This window comes from Pseudomonas protegens CHA0 (assembly GCF_000397205.1).
Classification (GTDB): Bacteria; Pseudomonadota; Gammaproteobacteria; order Pseudomonadales; family Pseudomonadaceae; genus Aquipseudomonas; species Aquipseudomonas protegens.
This window is the reverse complement of record NC_021237.1, coordinates 6,233,231-6,254,114: the sequence shown is the minus strand read 5'-3', so window position 1 is coordinate 6,254,114 and position 20,884 is coordinate 6,233,231. Positions and strand designations below refer to the sequence as shown.

Sequence of the window (20,884 nt, the reverse complement as noted above, 5' to 3'; positions counted from 1 at the left end):
CCGCCGCAGCTCCCGGAGAACATGGCGCAAGCGACAGCTACGCTCTGTGAGTCGGGAATTTTTTTGAAACAAATGACCTGCGACAGATTGTCATAAGTAACTGGTTAGTACATTCTCGCCGTCAGGTTTTGAAGATGGGAGAGTTTTTAAGATGAAAAACACGGGGGCTGCCGCCGGCAGCAAATGGTTGCTCGGGGGGCTGGGTATCCTGATTGCCCTGATCGGGCTGGGCCTGGCCGCAGGCGGGGGTTACCTCCTGAGCCTGGGCGGCAGTGCCTATTTCCTGTTGATGGGCCTGGCGATGCTGGTGTCCGGGCTGTTGATCGCGCGGCGCAACCCGCGTGGTGCCTGGCTGTATGGGGTGGCCCTGGTGCTGACGGCGATCTGGGCGGTCTGGGATGCGGGCCTGGAATACTGGCCGCTGGTCTCGCGGGTACTGACCTTCGCCGTGATCGGCCTCGTGGTGGCGCTGATCTACCCGACCCTGGTGCGTGCCTCCGGAGCCCATGCCGGGCGCGGTGCCTATGGCCTGGCTGGGCTGTTGGGGTTCGGTGTGGTCGCGACCCTGGCCTACATGTTCGTGCCGACCCATGTGGTCAAGGCGGATAAGGTGCCAGCGGTCCAGCCGGTGGCTCCCGGGACGGAACAGAAAGACTGGGCCCACTGGGGCAATACCACTGCGGGCAACCGCTTCGCCGCACTGGACCAGATCAACAAGGGCAACATCGACCAGTTGCAGGTGGCCTGGACCTTCCGCACCGGTGACCTGCCCGAAAGCAACGGCGCTGGTGCCGAAGACCAGAACACACCCCTCCAGATCGGCGATACCGTCTACACCTGCACCGCCTACGGCAAGGTGTTCGCCCTGGACGCCGACACCGGCGCCGAGCGCTGGAAGTTCGACCCTCAGGGCTACGCGCCAAACTGGCAGCGCTGCCGCGGCCTGGGTTATTTCGACGCCTCTGCCACCCCGGTAGCCGATGCTTCGGCGCCCGCTGCTCCGGCGGCCTGCACCAAGCGCCTGTTCCTGCCGACCGGTGATGCGCGCCTGATCGCGATCAACGCTGAAACCGGCAAGCCCTGTGAAGACTTTGGCAACCAGGGCACGGTCGATCTGAAAACCGACATGGGCGAGATCAAGCCGGGCTACTACCAGCAGACTTCGACACCGTTGGTGGCGGGCACCGTGGTGATCGTCGGCGGCCGGGTGGCGGACAACTTCTCCACCGGCGAACCGCCGGGCGTGGTTCGGGCTTTCGATGTGCGCAGCGGCGAGCTGATGTGGGCCTGGGACCCGGGCAACCCGGCCACCACCAAGCGCCCGCCGGCGGGTGAAACCTACACCCGTGGCACGCCCAACGTCTGGTCGGCAATGTCCTATGACGCCAAGCTGGGCCTGGTGTACCTGCCCACTGGCAACGCCACCCCGGATTTCTTCGGCGGCCAGCGCACCGAGTTCGACGACAAGTGGAACTCCTCCATCGTCGCCATCGACGTGAAGACCGGCCAGGTTCGCTGGCACTTCCAGACCACCCATCACGACCTCTGGGACTTCGACCTGCCGGCACAGCCGCTGCTGTACGACATTCCGGACGACAAGGGCGGTGTGCAACCGGCGCTGGCCCAGGTCACCAAGCAGGGCGAGATATTCCTGCTCAACCGTGAGACCGGCAAGCCGATTGCCCGGGTGGAAGAGCGCCCCGTGCCCCAGGGCAATGTGCCGGGCGAGCGGTATTCGCCGACCCAGCCGTTCTCGGTGGAAATGCCGTCGATCGGCAACCAGACCCTGACCGAGTCCGACATGTGGGGCGCGACTCCCTTCGACCAGCTGATGTGCCGTATCCAGTTCAAGGGCATGCGCCATGAGGGTGTGTACACCCCGCCGGGCCTGGATCATGCGTTGCAGTTTCCGGGCTCCCTGGGCGGCATGAACTGGGGCAGCGTGTCGGTGGACCCCACCAGCAACTACATGTTCGTCAACGACATGCGTCTGGGCCTGGCCAACTACATGATTCCCCGGGACCAGATCGCCGCTGGTGCCAGTGGCATCGAGATGGGCGTGGTGCCCCAGGAAGGCACGCCGTTCGGCGCCATGCGCCAGCGCTTCCTCTCGGCGGCGGGCATTCCCTGCCAGAAGCCGCCGTTCGGTACCATGTCGGCCATCGACCTGAAGACCCGCAAGCTGGTGTGGCAAGTGCCGGTGGGTACCGTGCAGGACACCGGCCCGCTGGGGATCCGCATGCACCTGCCGATCCCGATTGGCATGCCGACCCTGGGCGCGTCCCTGGCTACCCAATCCGGCCTGCTGTTCTTCGCCGGTACCCAGGATTTCTACCTGCGGGCCTTCGATACCGGCAATGGCAATGAGATCTGGAAGGCGCGCCTGCCCGTAGGCAGCCAGTCGGGCCCCATGACCTACGTGTCGCCCAAGACCGGTCGCCAGTACATCCTGCTCACCGCTGGCGGTGCGCGGCAGTCGACGGATCGTGGGGACTACGTGATTGCTTACGCGTTGCCCAAGAAATAAGCGCAGCCTGGCAACACCATGAAAAGCCGCGCAATGCGCGGCTTTTTCATGGGCGCAGGCAACGGGCTTCAGCCCCGTGCGATTTGGGGAAGGCGGGGCATGTTCCGGGAGGGCGTTGGTGGTTGCCTGCAGGGGAGTGTAAATAAGAACTGTCTTAGATACTGTTTGTGGGCATTTTGCTAAAAAAGCCGCCTTTTCCAGGTCCCGAAATAGTGGGAATGAATATGGATTTCGGCATGACGTACAGGCTGTCTCTTTCAGGCTTTCAGGATGCGGTCGAGCATTTCCACACGGTGGTCGAGGCCCTGGCCTTCTATGAAAGCCTTCAGGAGAGGGAGGGGGATGCACCTGGCGCAGGCCGTGCAGAATTGCACTGTCTGCAAAGGAATACCTTCGTCGTCCTGCTTCCGGGAATCAGTGTGCAAACCGTCACCGAAGAACTGGAAACCGTGTGGGAGTGGGCGCCGGAAGATCGCCTGAAAATTCGCCCCATGTTGAAAGAGCGCTATCGGACCAAGACTTGATGAGGTTTGCTTTTCAAGCAATAACACAGAGCTGCGCATTGCATGGATTTTGTGTTTGGTGGGCTTCGAGACATACGCCCCGCCGCCTCTGCAGTCGGTACGCGCCGCGATCTTGAGATGGGCAAAAAAGTGAGTGCAGAACTCGTCGGCGAGCGGGGGAATGCTTTCTACATCCGATTTATGTGTGGTTACTAATGTATACCTATACGGATTATCATCGGTGGCTGCCTTAAAAAGTGTCCATCGGAGAGCGGAGGCTTGCAGCTGGAGGTTTATCGCCCACTACTACCTCCCCGTAATTAAGTAACTGCGATTTGGTCGGTCGGATGTTTCACAGTTGGAAATTCGATCTTGTCGATAGATACGAATTTTTGGACGCTCTATTTGTTTTCAGGGTGCCGTATCACTCACTAAGAATTTAACTTGTTCAAGGTGTGTCCCACCTCCGAAAATCTGTCTTTAGGCGTGTTTTTTAAGAATTGCCTTAGATCGTGGTCGGTTTGAATGAAATAGAATTTTAAGAGGTGAGTTTTCCAAGCGACTAGGGCGATGAAGTCATGATTAGTTATTTAGGCGGTTACAGTTTTTTTCGGAGCTATCTTGTAATATTTTTTGTTTGTGTGATCTATTCCGGTTTCGTAAGTGCGGATTATCGAAATAATTACTGTAACTCCGGAGCGGAGCTGGGTAGTAACTCTATATCTTTTAAGCTCGGATACTTACGCCCTTTCTCTGAGGTGGAAGTTGGAGGTGTTCTCGGAACCGCAGCGCTGGTGGGTGCAGTGACATGTAACGCTGTAGAAGAACCTTACGGAAAGTTGGGCTTTAGTCTGCAAGTTGTTCCTGGTACAGGCGAGCCTGGTGACATTTGCAGCACGCCGATTGATGGAGTTGGAGTGCGATATAGATCGGCTTATGGTAGAGCCATACCATGTGACCATTGGGACGAAGTTTTCCTGGTCCAGCCAAAAAAAGGCGGGTACTACGCGGTCTCATTGGATCAAGCAGTGGAGTTCATTAAAACCAAGCCGAGAACCTCCCTCGGGCCAGGGTTGCATGAGCTGCGACTGCCTCCAAGTAGCTATATCTACTCATACTGGAAAGGTATAACCACTAGCAATACTTGGGGGCACTATGCATTTTATTCAGCCGCCAAACTGCTGGTAGCAGACTGCCGAATGGTTGACGCAAACAAAACAGTTGACTTCGAAGGAGTGAATCCATATCACCTTGCAGATGGCGGCATGGTAGAAAAGAAATTTGATCTTACGCTTGGGAGTTGTGGCAGCCAAAGCGCAGCCGAAGAATTCAACAGCGTTGCCAGTTTCCATTTTCAGTCGAAAAATATACGAACAGATGGAAGGCTGGAAAATGACCGATGCGAGGGGTGCGCCAAAGGCATATTGATCACAGTGGCAAATGCTAAGGGGAAAATGATTGATTTAAATAAATCTTATTTGATGAGAGGTGGTGATTATAGCCTGAGCGGAGAAAGAATAACGCACCACTTTTTGGCTAGGTTAGAGCGCGATTTTAAAAATATTGAAGCAGGAAGAATTCAGGTGGTGCTTACGCTGATAATAAGTTCGCTTTAATTGTGAATACGATGTAGTTGCTGTATGGGTATGCATGATGGTGTTTTTGCGTTGATGTTTGATTGTTGAATTGTAAGGTTCTGGCTGATTGATATATCTATTTAGGCTCTCTCTTGTAGTTGGTCGATAATGTGATGTTAATTGTTTTGTTGTCAGTTGACTTTTTAAAGCTTGGAATCGCATGAGTATATTTGAGTGCATTAGCATTGCTCGGCGGCAGGGCCTGCTAATAAATATGCTCGGCGAGTTGAGTGTTCATACCCGCCAGTGGGGTGAGCGTATTGCAAACAATCTTGAATAGATTCACGTCCTTAGATCGGATCCAGCTGTTTGGCGCTTGCAGGCTCTGACCATGCGCCAGGATCTGGACGTCTCACAGAACGACGTGCTTCAGATTCAGGAGCGGCGGATCGGTCAGGGTCGCCGCCAGTTCGCGTCAGACCAGTATCCGCCGCACGTCTTTAGTGGAGGTTTAACTCTCCGCGCAACTGATGAGGTTGCGCTATGGCAGTAGAAGTTGACTGCATGTATCGGCGGTCGGCGATGAGGGCAGAAGGGGCTTCTAGGGTCTATACCAACCCTGTCCAGGGTTAACTGAGCTTGTGTGGGTGGAAAGGAAAGGGGGCTATTTGTTGAACGATTCAGAAAAGCGAAAGCCGCGCATTGCGCGGCTTTCTTGTTTGGTGGGCCCACACGGACTTGAACCGTGGACCAAAGGATTATGAGTCCTCTGCTCTAACCAACTGAGCTATAGGCCCTCAGTAGGCGCCGGATTATAGCGATGGTTTCTCGGCTGTGCTATCCGAAAAATCGGAAACTCGGATTCGCAGGAAGGTCGTACAGAACTCCTCGGCTTCAAGGGGCAGGCTGACGATATAACCCTGGATCTGTTCGCAGCCTTCCAGGGTGAGGAAAGTCTGCTGCTCCTGGTTTTCCACACCTTCGGCAATCACCGTGAACTGCATGCTGCGCCCCAGGGCGATGATGGCGCGGACAATCGCCACGTCGTGGGGGTCGTCCGGCAGCCCGCGGACAAAGGACTGGTCGATCTTGAGAAAGTCCAGGGGCAGGCGTTTGAGGTAGCTGAGGGACGAGTAGCCGGTGCCGAAGTCGTCGATGGCCAGTTGCACGCCCAGGCGCTTGAGCTGATGCAGCACTTCCAGGGCTTCTTCGGCCTGGCTCATGATGAAGTTCTCGGTGATTTCCAGCTGTAGCATTCCGGGCTGCAGGTCATAGTCGCGCAGCAGTTGCTCGATGCGCCCCAGCAGGTTGGGCTGGCGCAACTGGGCGCCGGCGAGGTTCACCGACAGGGGGCCGAAATCCTCAAAGCGTCGGTTCCAGTTGTTGAGTTGCAGGCAGGCCTGTTCCAGTACCCAGTCGCCGATCAGCAGGATCATGCCGTTTTCTTCGGCCAGGGGAATGAAGTGCTCGGGGGGCACATCGCCGAAAGTGGGGTGATGCCAACGGATCAGGGCTTCGGCGCCCACCAGCTCGTGGTTGCTGAGGCTGATCTTGGGTTGGAAATACAGCGACAGCTCGTTGCGCTCAATGGCTCGCCGCAGCTCGTGCTCCAGGGCTACCCGTTCGCTGGCCTGGGCGGTCAGGTCGCGGGTGTAGCGCTCCACGCGGTTGCGGCCCTTGGCCTTTGAGCGATACATGGCGGCGTCGGCGTTCTTGATCAGGGTGGCGACATCGCAGCCGTCCTTGGGGTACAGGCTGGTGCCGATGCTGGCGCTGATGAAAAACTCGTGTTCGCCGGCCTGGAAGGGGGCGGTAAAGCAGTTCAGCAGCTTGGTGGCGATGTGATCGGCATCGCTGGCCTGGTGCAGGCCCGGCAGCAGGATGATGAATTCGTCGCCACCCAGGCGGGCCACGGTGTCGATATCCCTCAGCTGTTCCTTCAGACGCACGGCGATGCCCTTGAGCAGCAGGTCGCCCACCGGGTGGCCGAGGCTGTCGTTGATGTGCTTGAACCGGTCCAGGTCTAGGAACAGTACCGCGCCCTGGCTGCCGTTGTCCTGTTGGCTATTGAGAGCACTGAGCAGTCGGCTTTCAAACAGGGTGCGATTCGGCAGGCCGGTCAGGGGGTCGTGGTGAGCCTGGTAGTCGAGCCGCGCCTGGGCGTGCTTGAGGCTGGAAATATCGGCGAACACCGCGACGAAATGGGTGATCTGGTTTTCCCGGTTGCGCACCGCATTGATGGTCAGCCAGTTGGGATAAAGCTCACCGTTCTTGCGCCTGTTGGAGATCTCACCCTGCCAGTGGCCCTCCAGGGTCAACTGATGCCACATCGCGGCGTAGAAGGCGCTGTCATGCAGGCCCGAGGCAAGTAGGCGCGGAGTGTGGCCCAGGGCTTCACGTTCGCTGTAGCCGGTGATTTCGCTGAAGGCGCGATTGACTGCGCTGATGCGCTGCTGGGTATCGGTGATCATCACGCCTTCGGCTGTGCTTTCGAATACGGTCGCCGCCTGTTGCAGCTTCTCCTGCATCAGGCGTCGGTCGGTAATGTCCCGGGCGATGGTCAGCATGCAGTCGTCACCGCCGATGGGCAGTGGCCGGCTCGACAGCTCGCAGAGGCGGATCTGGCCATCGTTGCGCCGGATATGGCAGTTGAAGTCGCGGACGAAACCATCGCGCTGCAGCAGGTCGAGCATCTGCTTGCGCTCATTGAGATTGACCCAGATGCCCAGGTCCAGGGTCGAGCGGTCCAGCGACATGGCGCTGTTGAAGCCGGTGATGCGACTGAAGCCTTCGTTGACCTCGATCAGTAGCCCGTCGCGCTGACGGGTCAGCAGCAGGCCATCGGGGGAGGCATGGAAGGCCTTGGCGAACTTCTCCTCGGAGGTCTGCAGTTGTTGCTGGGTCTCTTTGAGTTGGCTGATGTCGCGTACCACTACCACCAGCGCCGGCGTGGTGTCGAGGTCGAAGGGCTCGGCGGAGATCAGGCCGGTGAACAACTGGCCGTTATGCCGGCGAAAGGGCATTTCCAGATTGCGGATGCTGCCGGCCTGCAAGCGTTGCAGCAGCCCTGGCCCGACCCCGGGGATGCCCCAGATATTGAGCTCGGTGGCGGTCTGGCCAACCACGCTTTGCGCGCTCAGGCCGATCTGCTCCTCGAAGGCCTTGTTGACTTCCAGCAGGCAGCCGTCGGACAGCCGGGCAATCACCAGGATGTCCGGACATTGCTGGAACACCGAGGCGAACTTCTGTTCGGACAGGCGCAGGGCCTCTTCGGTGTGCTTGGTCTCGCTGATGTCGATCATCAACCCGCGCATCACCGGTTCGTGGCCATGCTCGATCAGGCTGACGATGTCGCGCACCCAGAGGCAGCGACCGTCGGCGGCGATCACCCGGTAATCGAGGCTGTGATCCCGCCCGGCCTGCACTTCGTGGTCGCAGAAGGCCTGGGCCCGGGTCAGGTCCGCGGGGTGGATGATGTTGCGCCAGAAACCGGGAATCAGCCAATGGGCCAGGGGATAGCCCAGCAGGGCTTCGGCATGGGGCGAGACATAGCTGTAGGTAAAGTCGCTGATGCGCGCTTCCCAGGCAATCGCGGACAGGCTTTCCACTAGGCTGCGGTAGTGGTATTCGCTGCTGCGCAGTTCCTGTTCCAGGGCGACCCGCCGGGAAATTTCCGAGCTCAAGCGGCGGTTGATACGGATCACCACCGCCAGCACGGTCACCAGCAGCAGTAGACCGGGCAGGCCATACATCAGGACATCCGACCAGAAGGTCCTGTGGTCGAGCACGCTGCCCACCCAGTGTTGCTGGATGGTGCTGATTTCCTCGGGGCTGAGGTCGGCGAGCACCTTGTCGAGAATGCTTACCAGGACCTTGTTTTCCCGCGGGACGCCCATCGCCAACTGATAGCGATAGGGGGTTTCGCCGCTGACGTAGAGACCGTCGAGCTTGAGCTGACGCAGGCTCCAGACACTGGAGGCGAGGTCGCCGACCACGGCGTCCACTTCGTCGGTGGCCAGGGCCTGCAGCGCCGAGCTGACATTGGGCATGGCCACCAGGTTCAGGTCCGGGTGGTGGGTGCGCAACAGTTCGTGAGGGGCGTAGTTTTCCACCACCGCTATCTTGAGGCCGTACAGTTCCTTGAGGTTGTGGGGTTGCGCGCCGCCTTCATGGGCGAGGATGACGATGGGAAAGTCCAGGTAAGGCCGGGTGAAGGCCATGTAGCTCTGGCGTTCGGGGGTCGACATGATCCCGGGCAGCAGGTCCAGCTTGCCCTGCTTGGCGTCCTCTAGCACCGCGGTCCAGCTGGCGGGCTCGACGGGCTTGAGGTTTACGGACAGGCGTTCCTGGATCAGGTGGATGTAGTCCGCGGCCAGGCCCTGATAGCGGCCTTCTTCATCCCGATACTCGAAAGGCGGCCATGAAGCGTCCACACCCAGGCGCAGTTCCGGGTGAGTCTTGAGCCAGCTACGTTCTTCGTCGGTGAGAGTCAGCGCGCCAGCCGTTGCGGTCCAGGTGAGCAGCGCCAGCAGGAGCATGGCCGACAGTCTGGGCATAACCGTCTCGTTATGGCACGGGGAATGTTTCGAGTGTAGACCGGCTATGGGGCGGGGAAGGAAAGAAGGACGGGCTGCAAAAAGCAAAACCCCCAGCTGGGCTGGGGGTCTTGGGCTTACTCGTCGAGGAAGGAGCGCAGATGCTCGCTTCGCGTCGGGTGGCGCAGCTTGCGCAGCGCCTTGGCTTCGATCTGGCGGATCCGCTCACGGGTCACATCGAACTGCTTACCGACTTCCTCGAGGGTATGGTCGGTATTCATGTCGATGCCGAAGCGCATGCGCAGTACCTTGGCTTCACGGGCAGTGAGGCCGGAGAGTACTTCGCGAGTTGCTTCCTTCAGGCTCTCAACTGTGGCGACATCGATTGGCGACTGCATGGTCGAGTCTTCGATGAAGTCGCCCAGATGGGAGTCTTCGTCATCACCGATCGGGGTTTCCATGGAGATCGGCTCTTTGGCGATCTTCAATACCTTGCGGATCTTGTCCTCAGGCATTTCCATGCGTTCGCCCAGCTCTTCCGGAGTCGGTTCGCGACCCATTTCCTGCAGCATCTGCCGGGAAATACGGTTGAGCTTGTTGATCGTCTCGATCATGTGCACCGGAATACGAATGGTGCGGGCCTGGTCGGCGATCGAGCGAGTGATCGCCTGACGGATCCACCAGGTGGCATAAGTCGAGAACTTGTAGCCGCGACGGTATTCGAACTTGTCCACGGCTTTCATCAAGCCGATGTTGCCTTCCTGGATCAGGTCGAGGAACTGCAGGCCACGGTTGGTGTACTTCTTGGCGATGGAGATCACCAGACGCAGGTTGGCTTCAACCATCTCTTTCTTCGCGCGGCGGGCCTTGGCCTCACCGATCGACATGCGACGGTTGATGTCCTTGATCTCGGCGATCTTCAAGCCTGTTTCGACTTCAAGAGCGGTCAGCTTCTGCTGGCAACGGATGATGTCCGGCTGCAGGCGGGCGATGGCTTCGGCGTACTTGCTCTTGCCTTTGGCCAGGGCGTCGGTCCAGCTTTCATCCACTTCGTTGCCCGGGAACTGGCGCAGGAAGTCGGCACGTGGCATGCGGGCATCACGCACGCAGAGCTGCATGATGGCGCGTTCCTGCTGGCGCAGGCGATCCAGGGCACTGCGTACACGTTCAACCAGGCCTTCGAATTGCTTCGGAACCAGTTTGATCGGCATGAACAGTTCAGCCAGGGCCAGCATTTCGGCGATGGCTTGCTTGTTCTCGCGGCCGTGTTTCTTCAGCGCCTTGCGGGTGACTTCCATCTGGTCGGCGACGGCGCCAAAGCGCTGTGCGGCGATGACCGGATCCGGACCGCTTTCGGCTTCTTCTTCGTCTTCGGTCGCTTCCGCTTCTTCGTCTTCGCTGTCGTCATCCGCTTTCGCGGTCTTGGTGTCGACAGGCGGCGGCACTTCGGCGGCAGGCGGCGTAATGCCGTCATCCGGGTCGATGTACCCGCTGAGAACGTCGGACAGGCGTCCACCTTCGGTGGTGACGCGAGTGTACTCGGAGAGGATGTGATCAACCGTGCCAGGGAAGTGCGCGATTGCGCCCATCACTTCACGGATACCCTCTTCGATACGCTTGGCGATTTCGATTTCGCCTTCACGTGTGAGCAGCTCTACCGTGCCCATTTCGCGCATGTACATGCGCACTGGGTCGGTAGTGCGACCAATGTCGGTTTCCACAGCCGCCAACGCTGCGGCGGCTTCTTCAGCTGCTGCTTCGTCGGTATCGGCTTCGGCCAACAAAAGGGCATCCGCATCCGGAGCACTCTCGAATACGTTGATCCCCATGTCGTTGATCATGCGGATGATGTCTTCCACCTGTTCCGGATCTGAAATATCCTCCGGCAGGTGGTCGTTGACCTCCGCGTAAGTCAGGTAACCCTGCTCACGTCCACGGCTGATCAACTCTTTGAGGCGAGACTGCTGTTGCGCTTTTCCGGACATAACACCCTATCCACTGAAGGTCTTGGCGGGCAAAAAACAAGCCGAGGATTATACCCGAGCTATGACCTCACGCGCCAGTTGAGGTCGGGTTTGATGCGGGAACATTGCGTTTTAGAAGCTCAACCAGCTGTTTTTTCTCTTCGCTGCTGAGCTCGCTTTGACGCGATTTCCTGAGAAGTTGCTCTAAAACACGCTCGCGTTGGCGAGCTGACAAACTATTAATGGTGTCGAAAAACTGTTGTTCAAGGTTATCTCCGTCGATCAGCCATTCTTTTTCCGCCAGTGCGGTGAGCAGATGCCCTTGCTGGGTGCCGTGCCAGCGCGCCATCAATTGATGAATAGAGCGTAGCTTAGGATTTTTCTGCACGGCTTCGATCAGAGCCACCAGCAACTGGGTATTGGTGTTGTCGTCATCGGCAAAATGCCCGGCATCTTCAACTTTTTCTGCCAGTTGCGGGTGATGCAGCAAAGTGCGCAAGGCTGAAAGGGTCGGCGGTTCCACTGCAGCGGGGATGCGCGGGCCGCGTGGCTGGTCGCGATCGCCCTGGCGCTTGCCCTTGCCGTTCTTGTCCCAGGGTTTGTTTTCCCATTTCTTGCCGCCGGCATTTTTCTTTGGCGTCCACTCTTGTTGTGGGGTGTACGCCTCCTGGTGCGGCTCATGATAGTCGGCATAATCCGGCATCGCGTCGTAATCGATGCCTGCGTCGTACGCGGGTGGCGCTTCGGGCGGTGCGCTGTGGGCCAGTTGGTTGACCGTTTCGTTGGTCAGGCCGGTGATTTCGCTCAGGCGCTGGCGCATCAGGGTGCGCAGGTTGGCCCCGGGGATTTTCTCGATCAGGGGCGCGGCCAGGGTCGCCAGATGGGCCTTGCCTTCCAGTGAGCGCGGGTCGGCTTCATCGATCAGTTGCTGGAAAAAGTAATCGGCCAGCGGCTGTGCGTGCTGGTTGATTCGAGCGCGGAAGGCATCGGTGCCTTCGGCGCGGACCAGGGTATCCGGATCTTCGCCTTCGGGAAGGAACAGAAAGCGCGCGCGGCGCCCGTCCTGCAAGCAGGTCAGGGTCGCCTCCAGGGCGCGCCAGGCGGCCTTGCGCCCAGCCTGGTCACCGTCGAAGCAGAACAGTACGTTGGGTACGATGCGGAACAGGCGCTTGAGGTGTTCTTCGCTGGTGGCGGTACCCAGGGTGGCCACGGCGTTGCGCAGGCCTTGCTGGGCCAGGGCGATGACGTCCATGTAGCCCTCGACAACGATGATTTCGTCGAGGTTGCGGTTGTTCTTGCGGGCTTCAAACAGGCCGTAGAGTTCCTGGCCCTTGTGAAAGACCGGGGTCTCCGGAGAGTTCAGGTATTTGGGCTTGTCGTCCCCCAGAACCCGGCCGCCGAAGGCGATGATCCGACCGCGAGTGTCGCGGATCGGGAACATTACCCGGTCGCGAAAGCGGTCATAGCGCTTGCCGGTCTCGGCGTTCTCGATCAGCAGGCCGGCATCGATCATGGCTTTCTGCTGCAGGGTGTCGCTGCTCAGGTGTTTGAACAGGTTGTCCCAGCCAGGCGGAGCGAAGCCCAGGCCGAAGTCCCGGGCGATCTCGCCGGTAAGGCCGCGCCCCTTCAGGTAGTCGACCGCAGCCTTGCGCGCTGGATGGCTTTTCAGGGCCTGGCGGTAGTAGTCGGCGGCGGCAGTGAGCAGCGGATACAGCGGTGAGTCGGTGGGTTGCCGAGGCTTGCGCTGGCCGCGGCTGCTCTCTTCGCGGGGGATTTCCATGCCAGCCGCCTTCGCCAGTTCCTCGACGGCCTGGGGAAAGTCCAGGTTGTCGTGGTCCATGATGAAGCCGAGGGCGTTCCCGCCTGCGCCGCAGCCAAAGCAGTAGTAGAACTGCTTGTCGGGGCTGACGCTGAAGGAGGGGGTCTTTTCCTTGTGGAAGGGGCAGCAGGCGGTGTAGTTCTTGCCGGCTTTCTTGATTTGCAGGCGCGAACTGACGACATCGACGATGTCGGTGCGGTTCAGAAGGTCGTCAATAAAGCTCTGGGGAATAAGCCCGGCCATGGCGTTCTCGTCATCACTGCGCGCAAAGATAGCCCTGGCGACACCGTCGAAAGTTCAGGTGGCGGCCAAGCGTGAGGTTACGCGGCTCGACCCTGGTTTTCGGCGTGATCGCAGTCGGGAAGTGTATCTGCCGAACGTCCACTGACGTTAGTTTCAATCAGTATTCGACTATTTGAAGGTGTTGCGCTGAGTCCGACAGTGGCTTTGGGCTGGCCTCGGATAGCTCATTAAGCGGGCGCTGGAGAAGGGCGCCTTGGGCTGATCGTCTGTAGGAATCAGATAAGGGTGTGCTCGTCAGTAGCCTTGGAAGGCTCGTCAGAAAAGACGTGCACCGCTGGCAAGAAGCCAGGTCTGACGTGGTGAAGCAGAATCGTCTGGGTCGCATGGGCGGCTTCGACGGTGAAGCATCAAGCGTATTCCGCAAATGCCATTAGCCCGGCTGAGGGCCGGGCTTGGCAGAAGCTTGCAACGAACGTCTGTGTATTAGTACAGACGTACGGCGCGGCGCTGTTCGCGCTGAACTTTCTTGGCGTGACGCTTAACAGCAGCAGCTGCTTTGCGCTTACGCTCAGAAGTCGGCTTCTCGTAAAATTCGCGGCTACGAACTTCAGCCAGAACACCGGCTTTTTCGCAGGAGCGCTTGAAACGACGCAGAGCTACGTCGAAGGGTTCGTTCTCTTTAACTTTGACGGCTGGCATCCAGAGCTACCTTCATTCATTACCGGGGTCAACGTTCTCGTCGCAAAAATCGCGGCTGAGGTCGTCGGTTTTTAAGGGTTGCGGATGTTAACCCCTCAACGCTCGGAATGCAAAGCCTCTGATCGAAAACCGCTGGTCGGGCGCGGGAGTGGCGACTATTATGCGCGCCTTCGAATTCAGCCTCTACAAGGCGCAAACCCATGCTAGTACTGGGATTAGAAACGTCCTGCGACGAAACCGGCGTCGCGTTATACGACAGTGAGCGGGGCCTGCTGGCCGACGCGCTGTTCAGCCAGATCGACCTGCATCGCGCCTACGGTGGCGTGGTGCCGGAGCTGGCCTCCCGGGATCACGTCAAGCGCATGCTGCCCTTGATCCGCCAGGTGCTGGCCGAGGCCGACTGCGTGCCTACCGAGATCGACGCGATTGCCTACACCGCTGGCCCCGGCCTTGTCGGTGCCTTGCTGGTGGGGGCTTCCTGCGCCCAGGCGCTGGCCTTTGCCTGGGGCATTCCAGCCCTGGGCGTGCACCATATGGAGGGCCACCTGCTGGCGCCGATGCTGGAGGAGCAACCTCCGCAATTCCCGTTCGTCGCTTTGTTGGTGTCCGGTGGTCATACCCAGTTGGTTCGGGTCGATGGTATCGGCCAATACGAGTTATTGGGCGAGACCCTGGATGACGCCGCAGGCGAGGCATTCGACAAGACGGCGAAGATGATCGGCCTGAATTATCCGGGCGGCCCCGAGATTGCGCGCCTGGCGACTCAGGGCGTAGCAGGGCGCTTTGTCTTTCCGCGGCCGATGACCGATCGCCCGGGGCTGGATTTCAGCTTCAGCGGCTTGAAAACCTTCGCCTTGAACACCTGGCAGCAGTGCGTCAGCGCTGGAGACGACGGCGAGCAAACCCGTTGCGACATCTCCCTCGCGTTCCAGCAGGCGGTGGTGGAGACTCTGACCATCAAATGCAAGCGTGCCTTGAAGCAGACCGGTCTCAAACGTCTGGTTATTGCGGGAGGTGTAAGTGCCAACAAGGCATTGCGCGCTTCGCTGGAAAAGATGCTGGCTGAAATGAAGGGCAATGTGTTCTATGCCCGTCCCGAGTTCTGCACCGACAACGGAGCGATGATCGCCTTTGCCGGTTGCCAGCGTTTGCAGGCCGGGCAGCAGGAAAGCCTGGCGATCAGCGTACAGGCGCGTTGGCCGATGGAGCAGTTGTCAGCTCTCTGATTTCATGCGGGGAGGCTCGGGCTGAGACCTTTTCATCTGAGGGATTCAAAAATGCCGTTCGCGCCCGGCAAACAGGTCGCGTAAATTGCCGCGGTGGCGCCAGACGATCAGCAGTGTCAGCACGCTCATCGGCAATAGCGCCTCCGGTTCCTGCCAGGCCAGCAGTGGCAAGGTCAGGGGGGTGGCGATCAGTGCGGCCAGTGAACTGGTACGAGTGAGATAGAAGGTTAGCGCCCAGGCGGCGATGGCCAGCAGCGCGGCCGGGGGGTAGAGCCCCAGCAGCATGCCGGCGGCGGTGGCGACACCCTTACCGCCGCGGAAGCGGAAGTACAGTGGAAACAGATGGCCGAGGACGGCATAGAGCCCCACCCAGGCCTGTTGTTGCAGGGACAAGCCCGCGAGGTGGGCGATCAGCACAGGTGCCAGGCCTTTGCACAGGTCTCCCAGCAGGGTCAGGACTGCGAGTTTCTTGCCGGCCAGGCGCAGCATGTTGGTGGCGCCGGCATTACCCGAGCCACTCATTCGCGGGTCGGGATTACCCGTAAGGCGGCTGAGCAAAATGGCGAAGGACAGAGAGCCGAGCAGGTAGGCGAAAATCGCCAGTAACCAAAACATGCTAACTATTCCGGGCGAGGAAGCCCTGATTCTAACGGCGCATTGCGCCCTTGTCGTGCTGCGGAGAAGAGTGCTTGGACAGAGTGTTTATCGAAGGGCTGGAAGTGGACACCGTGATTGGTGCCTACGACTGGGAGCGCGGCATCCGACAGTGCCTGCGTCTTGATCTGAGCTTTGCCTGGGACAATCGCCCGGCAGCTGCTGGAGATGATCTGACGCTGGCATTGGACTATGCCAGTGTCTCCACCCGGATCCAGGCGTTTGCCGAGCATGCCCAGTACCAGTTGGTGGAAACCTTTGCCGAGCGCCTTGCCGAGGTTCTGATGAATGAATTTCACATCCCTTGGTTGCGCTTGAAACTGACCAAGCCTGGCGCCGTCCCGGCTGCCTCGGGTGTGGGTGTGGAGATCGAGCGCGGATGTCGCTGACTCAGGTGTATCTGGGGCTCGGTAGCAATATCGAGCGTGAAGTTCATCTGCGGGCCGGGCTCGATGCCCTGGCCGGTTTTCTGGTGGATATGCGTTGCTCGCCGGTGTTCGAAAGCCAGCCGGTGGGAATCAAGAGCGGCCCGTTCTTCAACCTGGTGGTGACGGCTTTTACCGACTTGCCTCTGATCGAGCTGGACCGGCGCCTGAAGTTCATCGAGGCCGATAACGGCCGTTATGCCCCTGATCGTAAAGGCCTGCCGCTGGATATCGATGTATTGCTCTACGGTGAACTGACCGGCAATTTCGATGGCCTGATCCTGCCCCGGGCAGAGATTCTGAAGAACGCCTTCGTGCTCTGGCCGCTGTCGCTGATGGCGCCCGAGCGGGTGCATCCGCTGGCGGGCAAGAGCCTCGGGGCGCTCTGGGCCGAGGCGCAGATCGATCAGGTGCTGGCCCCGGTCGCCTTCGAATGGCGGGGCATGCAACTGACCCCTCCAGACTTATAGCTACCCTCGGCTAATCGCGGACCAGTCGGGGCGGTCCGCGACTCACTCAAGGCGCGTGCTGTTCCTTGTAGGCCTTGATGGCCTTCAGTCGTTCCAGCCTTAGTGCCTCGCCCAGTTGCGGCCCCTTGAACCCCTGTTCCAGCAAGGGTTGAACCGCCACCTTGCGCGCCGCCTCGGCGGCTCCTCGCAGGTAATCGGCCTGCGGATAAGGCCGCGACTCCAGCCCAAGACGGCCGCGAGCATCCATTTCGCATGCCGCTATGAACTCTTCGAAACGCTGTGGGCGTCGGAACACGTCGAAACTTTGCAATAGTTCCAGGAGTGTCGAGGCCTTGAGTTCCAGCGCCTTGTGGCCGTGGGTATGGTACTGGCCCACCAGCAGTGCCAGCTCCTGGCATTCCCGGGGCGCCTTGAAGCGTTCATTGACCGCCTTGATCAGTTCCAGGCCTGTGCGCTCATGGCCAATGTGCCGTGGCCACTCCTCCTCGGGTGTCAGGCCTTTGCCCAGGTCGTGGAGCAGGCAGGCCCAGCGCACGCTGAGGGGTTGCTGATGCAACGCGGCTTGCAGCAGAACGCTGAGGGTGTGCGCGCCGGTGTCTATCTCCGGGTGGTGGACCGCGGGTTGAGGTACGCCGAACAGTGCGTCGATTTCGGGCATCAGCACCGCCAGCGCGCCGCAGTCGCGCAATACCTGGATAAAGACCTGGGGCTGATCCTCCATCAGGGCGCGAGATATCTCTTTCCAGCTGCGTTCGGCCGTCAGGGCCTGAAGCTCACCGGATTCACTAAGTTCGCGCATCAGCTCGAGTGTCTCTGGCGCCACGCGAAAACCCAGACCGGCGTAGCGGGCGGCGAAGCGGGCGACCCGCAGTACTCGCAGGGGATCTTCGGCGAATGCCGGGGAAACGTGGCGCAATAGCCGCTCTTCAAGGTCCTTCTGACCGTTGTAGGGATCGGTGAGGCGGCCCTGTTCATCTTCGGCCATGGCGTTGATGGTCAGGTCGCGACGGATCAGGTCCTCTTCCAGGGTGACTTCCGGGCTGGCATGGAAGGTGAAACCGCCATAACCCCGCCCACTCTTGCGCTCGGTGCGGGCCAGGGCATACTCCTCGCCGCTCTTGGGGTGCAGGAACACCGGGAAGTCCGCGCCCACGGGGCGAAAGCCCTTGGCGAGCATCTCCTCTGCGCTGGCACCCACTACCACCCAGTCGATATCGGTAACCGGCCTGCCGAGCAGGCGATCGCGCACGGCGCCGCCGACTTTGTAAATCCGCATAAAAAAACCTCCGTTAGCGCGACAGGATAACCCTTGTATCGCGCATCCGGAGGCTTGTTATCGGGCTTAAAGGTGGATAACCGCCAGGTCCAGGCGACCGTAGTCGTTTTCGTTGTGATCGCTCTTTGGCGGTACGTGGTGGGTTTTCATCACCTGGTCGCCCTGCAGGGTTTCCAGGTGAATGTCGAAGCCCCAGAGGCGGTGCAGGTGCTTGAGCACTTCGTCGGTGGAATCCCCCAGGGGTTTACGGTCGTGTTGCTGATGACGCAGGGTCAAGGAGCGGTCGCCCCGGCGGTCGATGCTCCAGATCTGCACGTTGGGTTCGCGGTTGCCCAGGTTGTATTGCGCGGCCAGGGTTTCACGGATGATCCGATAGCCGCTTTCATCATGGATTGCCGGTACCAGCAGGTCGTCCTTCTGGTCGTCGTCCATGATGCTGAACAGCTTGAGATCGCGGATGACCTTGGGCGACAGGTACTGCAGGATGAAGCTCTCGTCCTTGAAGCTGCTCATGGCGAACTTGATGCTCGACAGCCAGTCGGTGCCGGCCAGTTCCGGGAACCAGCGCCGGTCCTCTTCCGTGGGCTCCTCGCAGATGCGTCGGATATCGCGGTACATGGCAAAGCCCAAGGCATAGGGGTTGATGCCGTTGTAGTAGGGGCTGTCGAAGCCTGGCTGGAATACCACGCTGGTATGGGAGGTGAGGAATTCCATCATGAAGCCATCGGTGACCAGGCCTTCGTCGTACAGATCGTTCATCAAGGTGTAGTGCCAGAAGGTAGCCCAGCCTTCGTTCATCACCTGGGTCTGGCGTTGCGGGTAGAAGTACTGGGCGATCTTGCGCACGATGCGCACGATCTCGCGTTGCCAGGGCTCTAGCAGTGGCGCGTGTTTTTCGATGAAATAGAGGATGTTTTCCTGAGGTTCGGCGGGGAAGCGCGCATTGTCCTTGTCGCTGTACTTGTCCGCGCCCTTGGGAATGGTGCGCCACAGGTCGTTGATCTGTTTCTGCAGGTGTTCCTCCCGGTCTTTCTGCCGGCGCCGTTCTTCTTCGGCGGAAATCGGGTAGGGCCGCTTGTAGCGGTCGACACCGTAGTTCATCAAGGCATGGCAGGAGTCCAGCAGATCTTCCACGGCATCGATGCCATGGCGCTCCTCGCATTGCATGATGTACTGCTTGGCGAACACCAGGTAGTCGATGATCGAGCTGGCATCGGTCCAGGTGCGGAACAGGTAATTGCCCTTGAAGAAGCTGTTGTGGCCATAGCAGGCGTGAGCCACCACCAGCGCCTGCATGCAGATGGTGTTCTCTTCCATCAGATAGGCAATGCAAGGGTCGGAGTTGATGACGATTTCGTAGGCCAGGCCCATCTGGCCCCGGCTGTAGGATTTTTCGGTGCTGAGGAAGTGCTTGCCGTAGGACCAGTGGTGATAGCCCAGGGGCATGCCCACCGAGGCATAGGCGTCCATCATCTGCTCGGCGGTGATCACTTCGATCTGGTTGGGATAGGTGTCCAGGGCATAGCGGGCCGCGATACGGCTGATTTCACGGTCGTAGGCCTGGATCAGCTCGAAGGTCCATTCCGAGCCGGTGGAGATGGGTTGGCGCTTCTGCTCTCTGGCGGTCATGTCACTAACCTGCGCTGGAAGAGTTCACGGAAGACCGGATAGATGTCTCCGGCCGAAACCAGTTGCTGCTGGGCGAATGTATCGGAAAAGGCCTCGGCGATGCGTTCGTACTCGAACCACAGGGCCTGGTGCTCGCGCGGGGTGATTTCCACGTAGGTGTAGTACTGCACGAACGGCATGATCTGGTTGATCAGGATGTCGCGGCAGATCGGCGAGTCGTCGTTCCAGTTGTCGCCATCGGAGGCCTGGGCAGCGTAGATGTTCCACTCGTTGCTCGGGTAGCGTTCGGCCATGATCTCCTGCATCAGCTTCAGGGCGCTGGAGACGATGGTGCCGCCGGTTTCCCGTGAATAGAAGAACTCCTCTTCGTCCACTTCCCGGGCACTGGTGTGGTGGCGGATGAACACGACGTCGATCTTGTCGTAGTTGCGCTTGAGGAACAGGTACAGAAGGATGAAGAAACGCTTGGCGATGTCTTTGGTGGCCTGGGTCATGGAGCCGGAAACGTCCATCAGGCAGAACATCACCGCCTTGGAGCTGGGGTTGGGCTGTTTCACCAGCAGGTTGTACTTGAGGTCGAAGGTGTCGAGGAAGGGCACGCGGTGAATCCGGGCACTCAGGCGCTCGATTTCCGCCTCAAGCTCCTGGATATCGCCGAAATTGTCCGGTTCTTCCCGCTTCAGGCGCGCCAGTTCTTCCTTGGCTTCCCGCAGCTTGGCCCGGCTGCTGCCGGACAAGGCAATGCGCCGCGCGTGGGCCGACCGCAAGGTACGGATGATATTGATCCGGGCCGGGTTGCCTTCGTTGCTGATCCCGGCTCGTACGGTCTTGAAGGTGTCGGTTCCGGTCAGGTTGCGTTTCACCAGGTTGGGCAGTTCCAGGTCCTCGAACATGAATTCGAGGAATTCCTCCTGGGTGATCTGGAACACGAACTCGTCCATGCCTTCGCCGGAGTTGCCGGCCTTGCCCCGGCCGCCACCGCCCCCACCGCCGCCTTGAGGCCTGGCAATGTGCTCGCCGGCAGTGAATTCCTTGTTGCCTGGGTGAACCACGGTCTGCTTGCCGCCACGGCCGTGGTGCAGCACCGGCTCGTCGATATCCCGCCCGGGAATGCTGATTTGCTCGCCATGCTCCATATCGGTGATGGAGCGCCGGCTAACCGCCTCTTCGACGGCCTTTTTAATGTGGTCACGGTAGCGCCGCAGAAACCGCTGGCGGTTTACCGTGCTCTTGTTCTTGCCATTGAGACGTCGGTCGATCACATAGCTCATGGGCCCCTCCGGGGAGCTTCAAGACATAAGCTTCAAGCGGTAGGCAGCGTTGCAGCAGAGCCCGCA

At 59.7% G+C, this 20,884-nt stretch carries 14 protein-coding genes and 1 tRNA gene; 6 read left to right on the top strand and 9 right to left on the bottom strand.

The window, feature by feature from the left end:
* Window positions 1-151: 151 nt before the first annotated feature.
* The 3 genes from PFLCHA0_RS28020 to PFLCHA0_RS31475 all read left to right on the top strand — a co-directional run bounded on the left by PFLCHA0_RS28020 (window position 152) and on the right by PFLCHA0_RS31475 (window position 4,646).
* Entirely contained in the window at window positions 152-2,527 is a 2,376-nt protein-coding gene (locus PFLCHA0_RS28020) for a glucose/quinate/shikimate family membrane-bound PQQ-dependent dehydrogenase (RefSeq protein WP_015637258.1), read from the top strand.
* Window positions 2,528-2,745: 218 nt separating this feature from the next.
* A complete protein-coding gene (locus PFLCHA0_RS28015) occupies window positions 2,746-3,051 on the top strand; it encodes a hypothetical protein (protein WP_172621754.1) in 306 nt (101 codons plus the stop codon).
* A 557-nt stretch (window positions 3,052-3,608) separates the two neighbouring features.
* Entirely contained in the window at window positions 3,609-4,646 is a 1,038-nt protein-coding gene (locus tag PFLCHA0_RS31475; RefSeq protein WP_015637257.1) for a hypothetical protein, read from the top strand.
* A 681-nt stretch (window positions 4,647-5,327) separates the two neighbouring features.
* Here PFLCHA0_RS31475 and PFLCHA0_RS28005 read toward each other — a convergent pair.
* The 5 genes from PFLCHA0_RS28005 to rpsU all read right to left on the bottom strand — a co-directional run bounded on the left by PFLCHA0_RS28005 (window position 5,328) and on the right by rpsU (window position 13,867).
* Window positions 5,328-5,404 (bottom strand) — tRNA-Ile (locus PFLCHA0_RS28005).
* Between the two features lie 15 nt (window positions 5,405-5,419).
* On the bottom strand, window positions 5,420-9,163 hold the full coding sequence (locus PFLCHA0_RS28000) for an EAL domain-containing protein (protein WP_011063841.1): 3,744 nt from the start codon (window positions 9,161-9,163) through the stop codon (window positions 5,420-5,422).
* A 116-nt stretch (window positions 9,164-9,279) separates the two neighbouring features.
* Window positions 9,280-11,127, bottom strand: coding sequence for an RNA polymerase sigma factor RpoD (gene rpoD, locus PFLCHA0_RS27995; protein WP_011063840.1), 1,848 nt, complete (start codon window positions 11,125-11,127; stop codon window positions 9,280-9,282).
* Window positions 11,128-11,194: 67 nt separating this feature from the next.
* On the bottom strand, window positions 11,195-13,168 hold the full coding sequence (dnaG, locus tag PFLCHA0_RS27990) for a DNA primase (RefSeq protein ID WP_015637256.1): 1,974 nt from the start codon (window positions 13,166-13,168) through the stop codon (window positions 11,195-11,197).
* Between the two features lie 483 nt (window positions 13,169-13,651).
* Complete coding sequence (gene rpsU / locus PFLCHA0_RS31470; RefSeq protein WP_002551877.1) at window positions 13,652-13,867, bottom strand: 30S ribosomal protein S21; 216 nt, start codon at window positions 13,865-13,867, stop codon at window positions 13,652-13,654.
* 200 nt (window positions 13,868-14,067) lie between these two features.
* Between rpsU and tsaD the strand changes: the two genes are divergently transcribed.
* Window positions 14,068-15,093, top strand: a complete 1,026-nt coding sequence (gene tsaD / locus PFLCHA0_RS27980; RefSeq protein WP_011063838.1) for a tRNA (adenosine(37)-N6)-threonylcarbamoyltransferase complex transferase subunit TsaD — start codon at window positions 14,068-14,070, stop codon at window positions 15,091-15,093.
* Window positions 15,094-15,138: 45 nt separating this feature from the next.
* Here the strand turns inward: tsaD and plsY are convergent, their stop codons facing one another.
* Window positions 15,139-15,708: a glycerol-3-phosphate 1-O-acyltransferase PlsY gene (plsY, locus tag PFLCHA0_RS27975; protein ID WP_011063837.1), complete on the bottom strand. Its 570-nt coding sequence runs from the start codon at window positions 15,706-15,708 to the stop codon at window positions 15,139-15,141.
* 74 nt (window positions 15,709-15,782) lie between these two features.
* On the opposite strand from plsY, the gene folB reads away from it, so the two are divergent.
* Window positions 15,783-16,136, top strand: a complete 354-nt coding sequence (gene folB / locus PFLCHA0_RS27970) for a dihydroneopterin aldolase (protein ID WP_011063836.1) — start codon at window positions 15,783-15,785, stop codon at window positions 16,134-16,136.
* On the top strand, window positions 16,127-16,642 hold the full coding sequence (folK, locus tag PFLCHA0_RS27965; RefSeq protein ID WP_015637255.1) for a 2-amino-4-hydroxy-6-hydroxymethyldihydropteridine diphosphokinase: 516 nt from the start codon (window positions 16,127-16,129) through the stop codon (window positions 16,640-16,642). The genes folB and folK overlap by 10 nt, the downstream gene beginning before the upstream one ends.
* Window positions 16,643-16,688: 46 nt before the next feature.
* Here the strand turns inward: folK and PFLCHA0_RS27960 are convergent, their stop codons facing one another.
* The 3 genes from PFLCHA0_RS27960 to PFLCHA0_RS27950 form a co-directional block, all read right to left on the bottom strand.
* Window positions 16,689-17,918 (bottom strand): multifunctional CCA addition/repair protein, encoded by a 1,230-nt coding sequence (locus PFLCHA0_RS27960; RefSeq protein ID WP_015637254.1) that lies wholly within the window; start codon window positions 17,916-17,918, stop codon window positions 16,689-16,691.
* Window positions 17,919-17,984: 66 nt separating this feature from the next.
* Window positions 17,985-19,547, bottom strand: a complete 1,563-nt coding sequence (locus PFLCHA0_RS27955) for a SpoVR family protein (protein WP_011063833.1) — start codon at window positions 19,545-19,547, stop codon at window positions 17,985-17,987.
* Complete coding sequence (locus tag PFLCHA0_RS27950) at window positions 19,544-20,818, bottom strand: YeaH/YhbH family protein (RefSeq protein ID WP_011063832.1); 1,275 nt, start codon at window positions 20,816-20,818, stop codon at window positions 19,544-19,546. The genes PFLCHA0_RS27955 and PFLCHA0_RS27950 overlap by 4 nt, the downstream gene beginning before the upstream one ends.
* Between the last annotated feature and the right edge of the window lie 66 nt (window positions 20,819-20,884).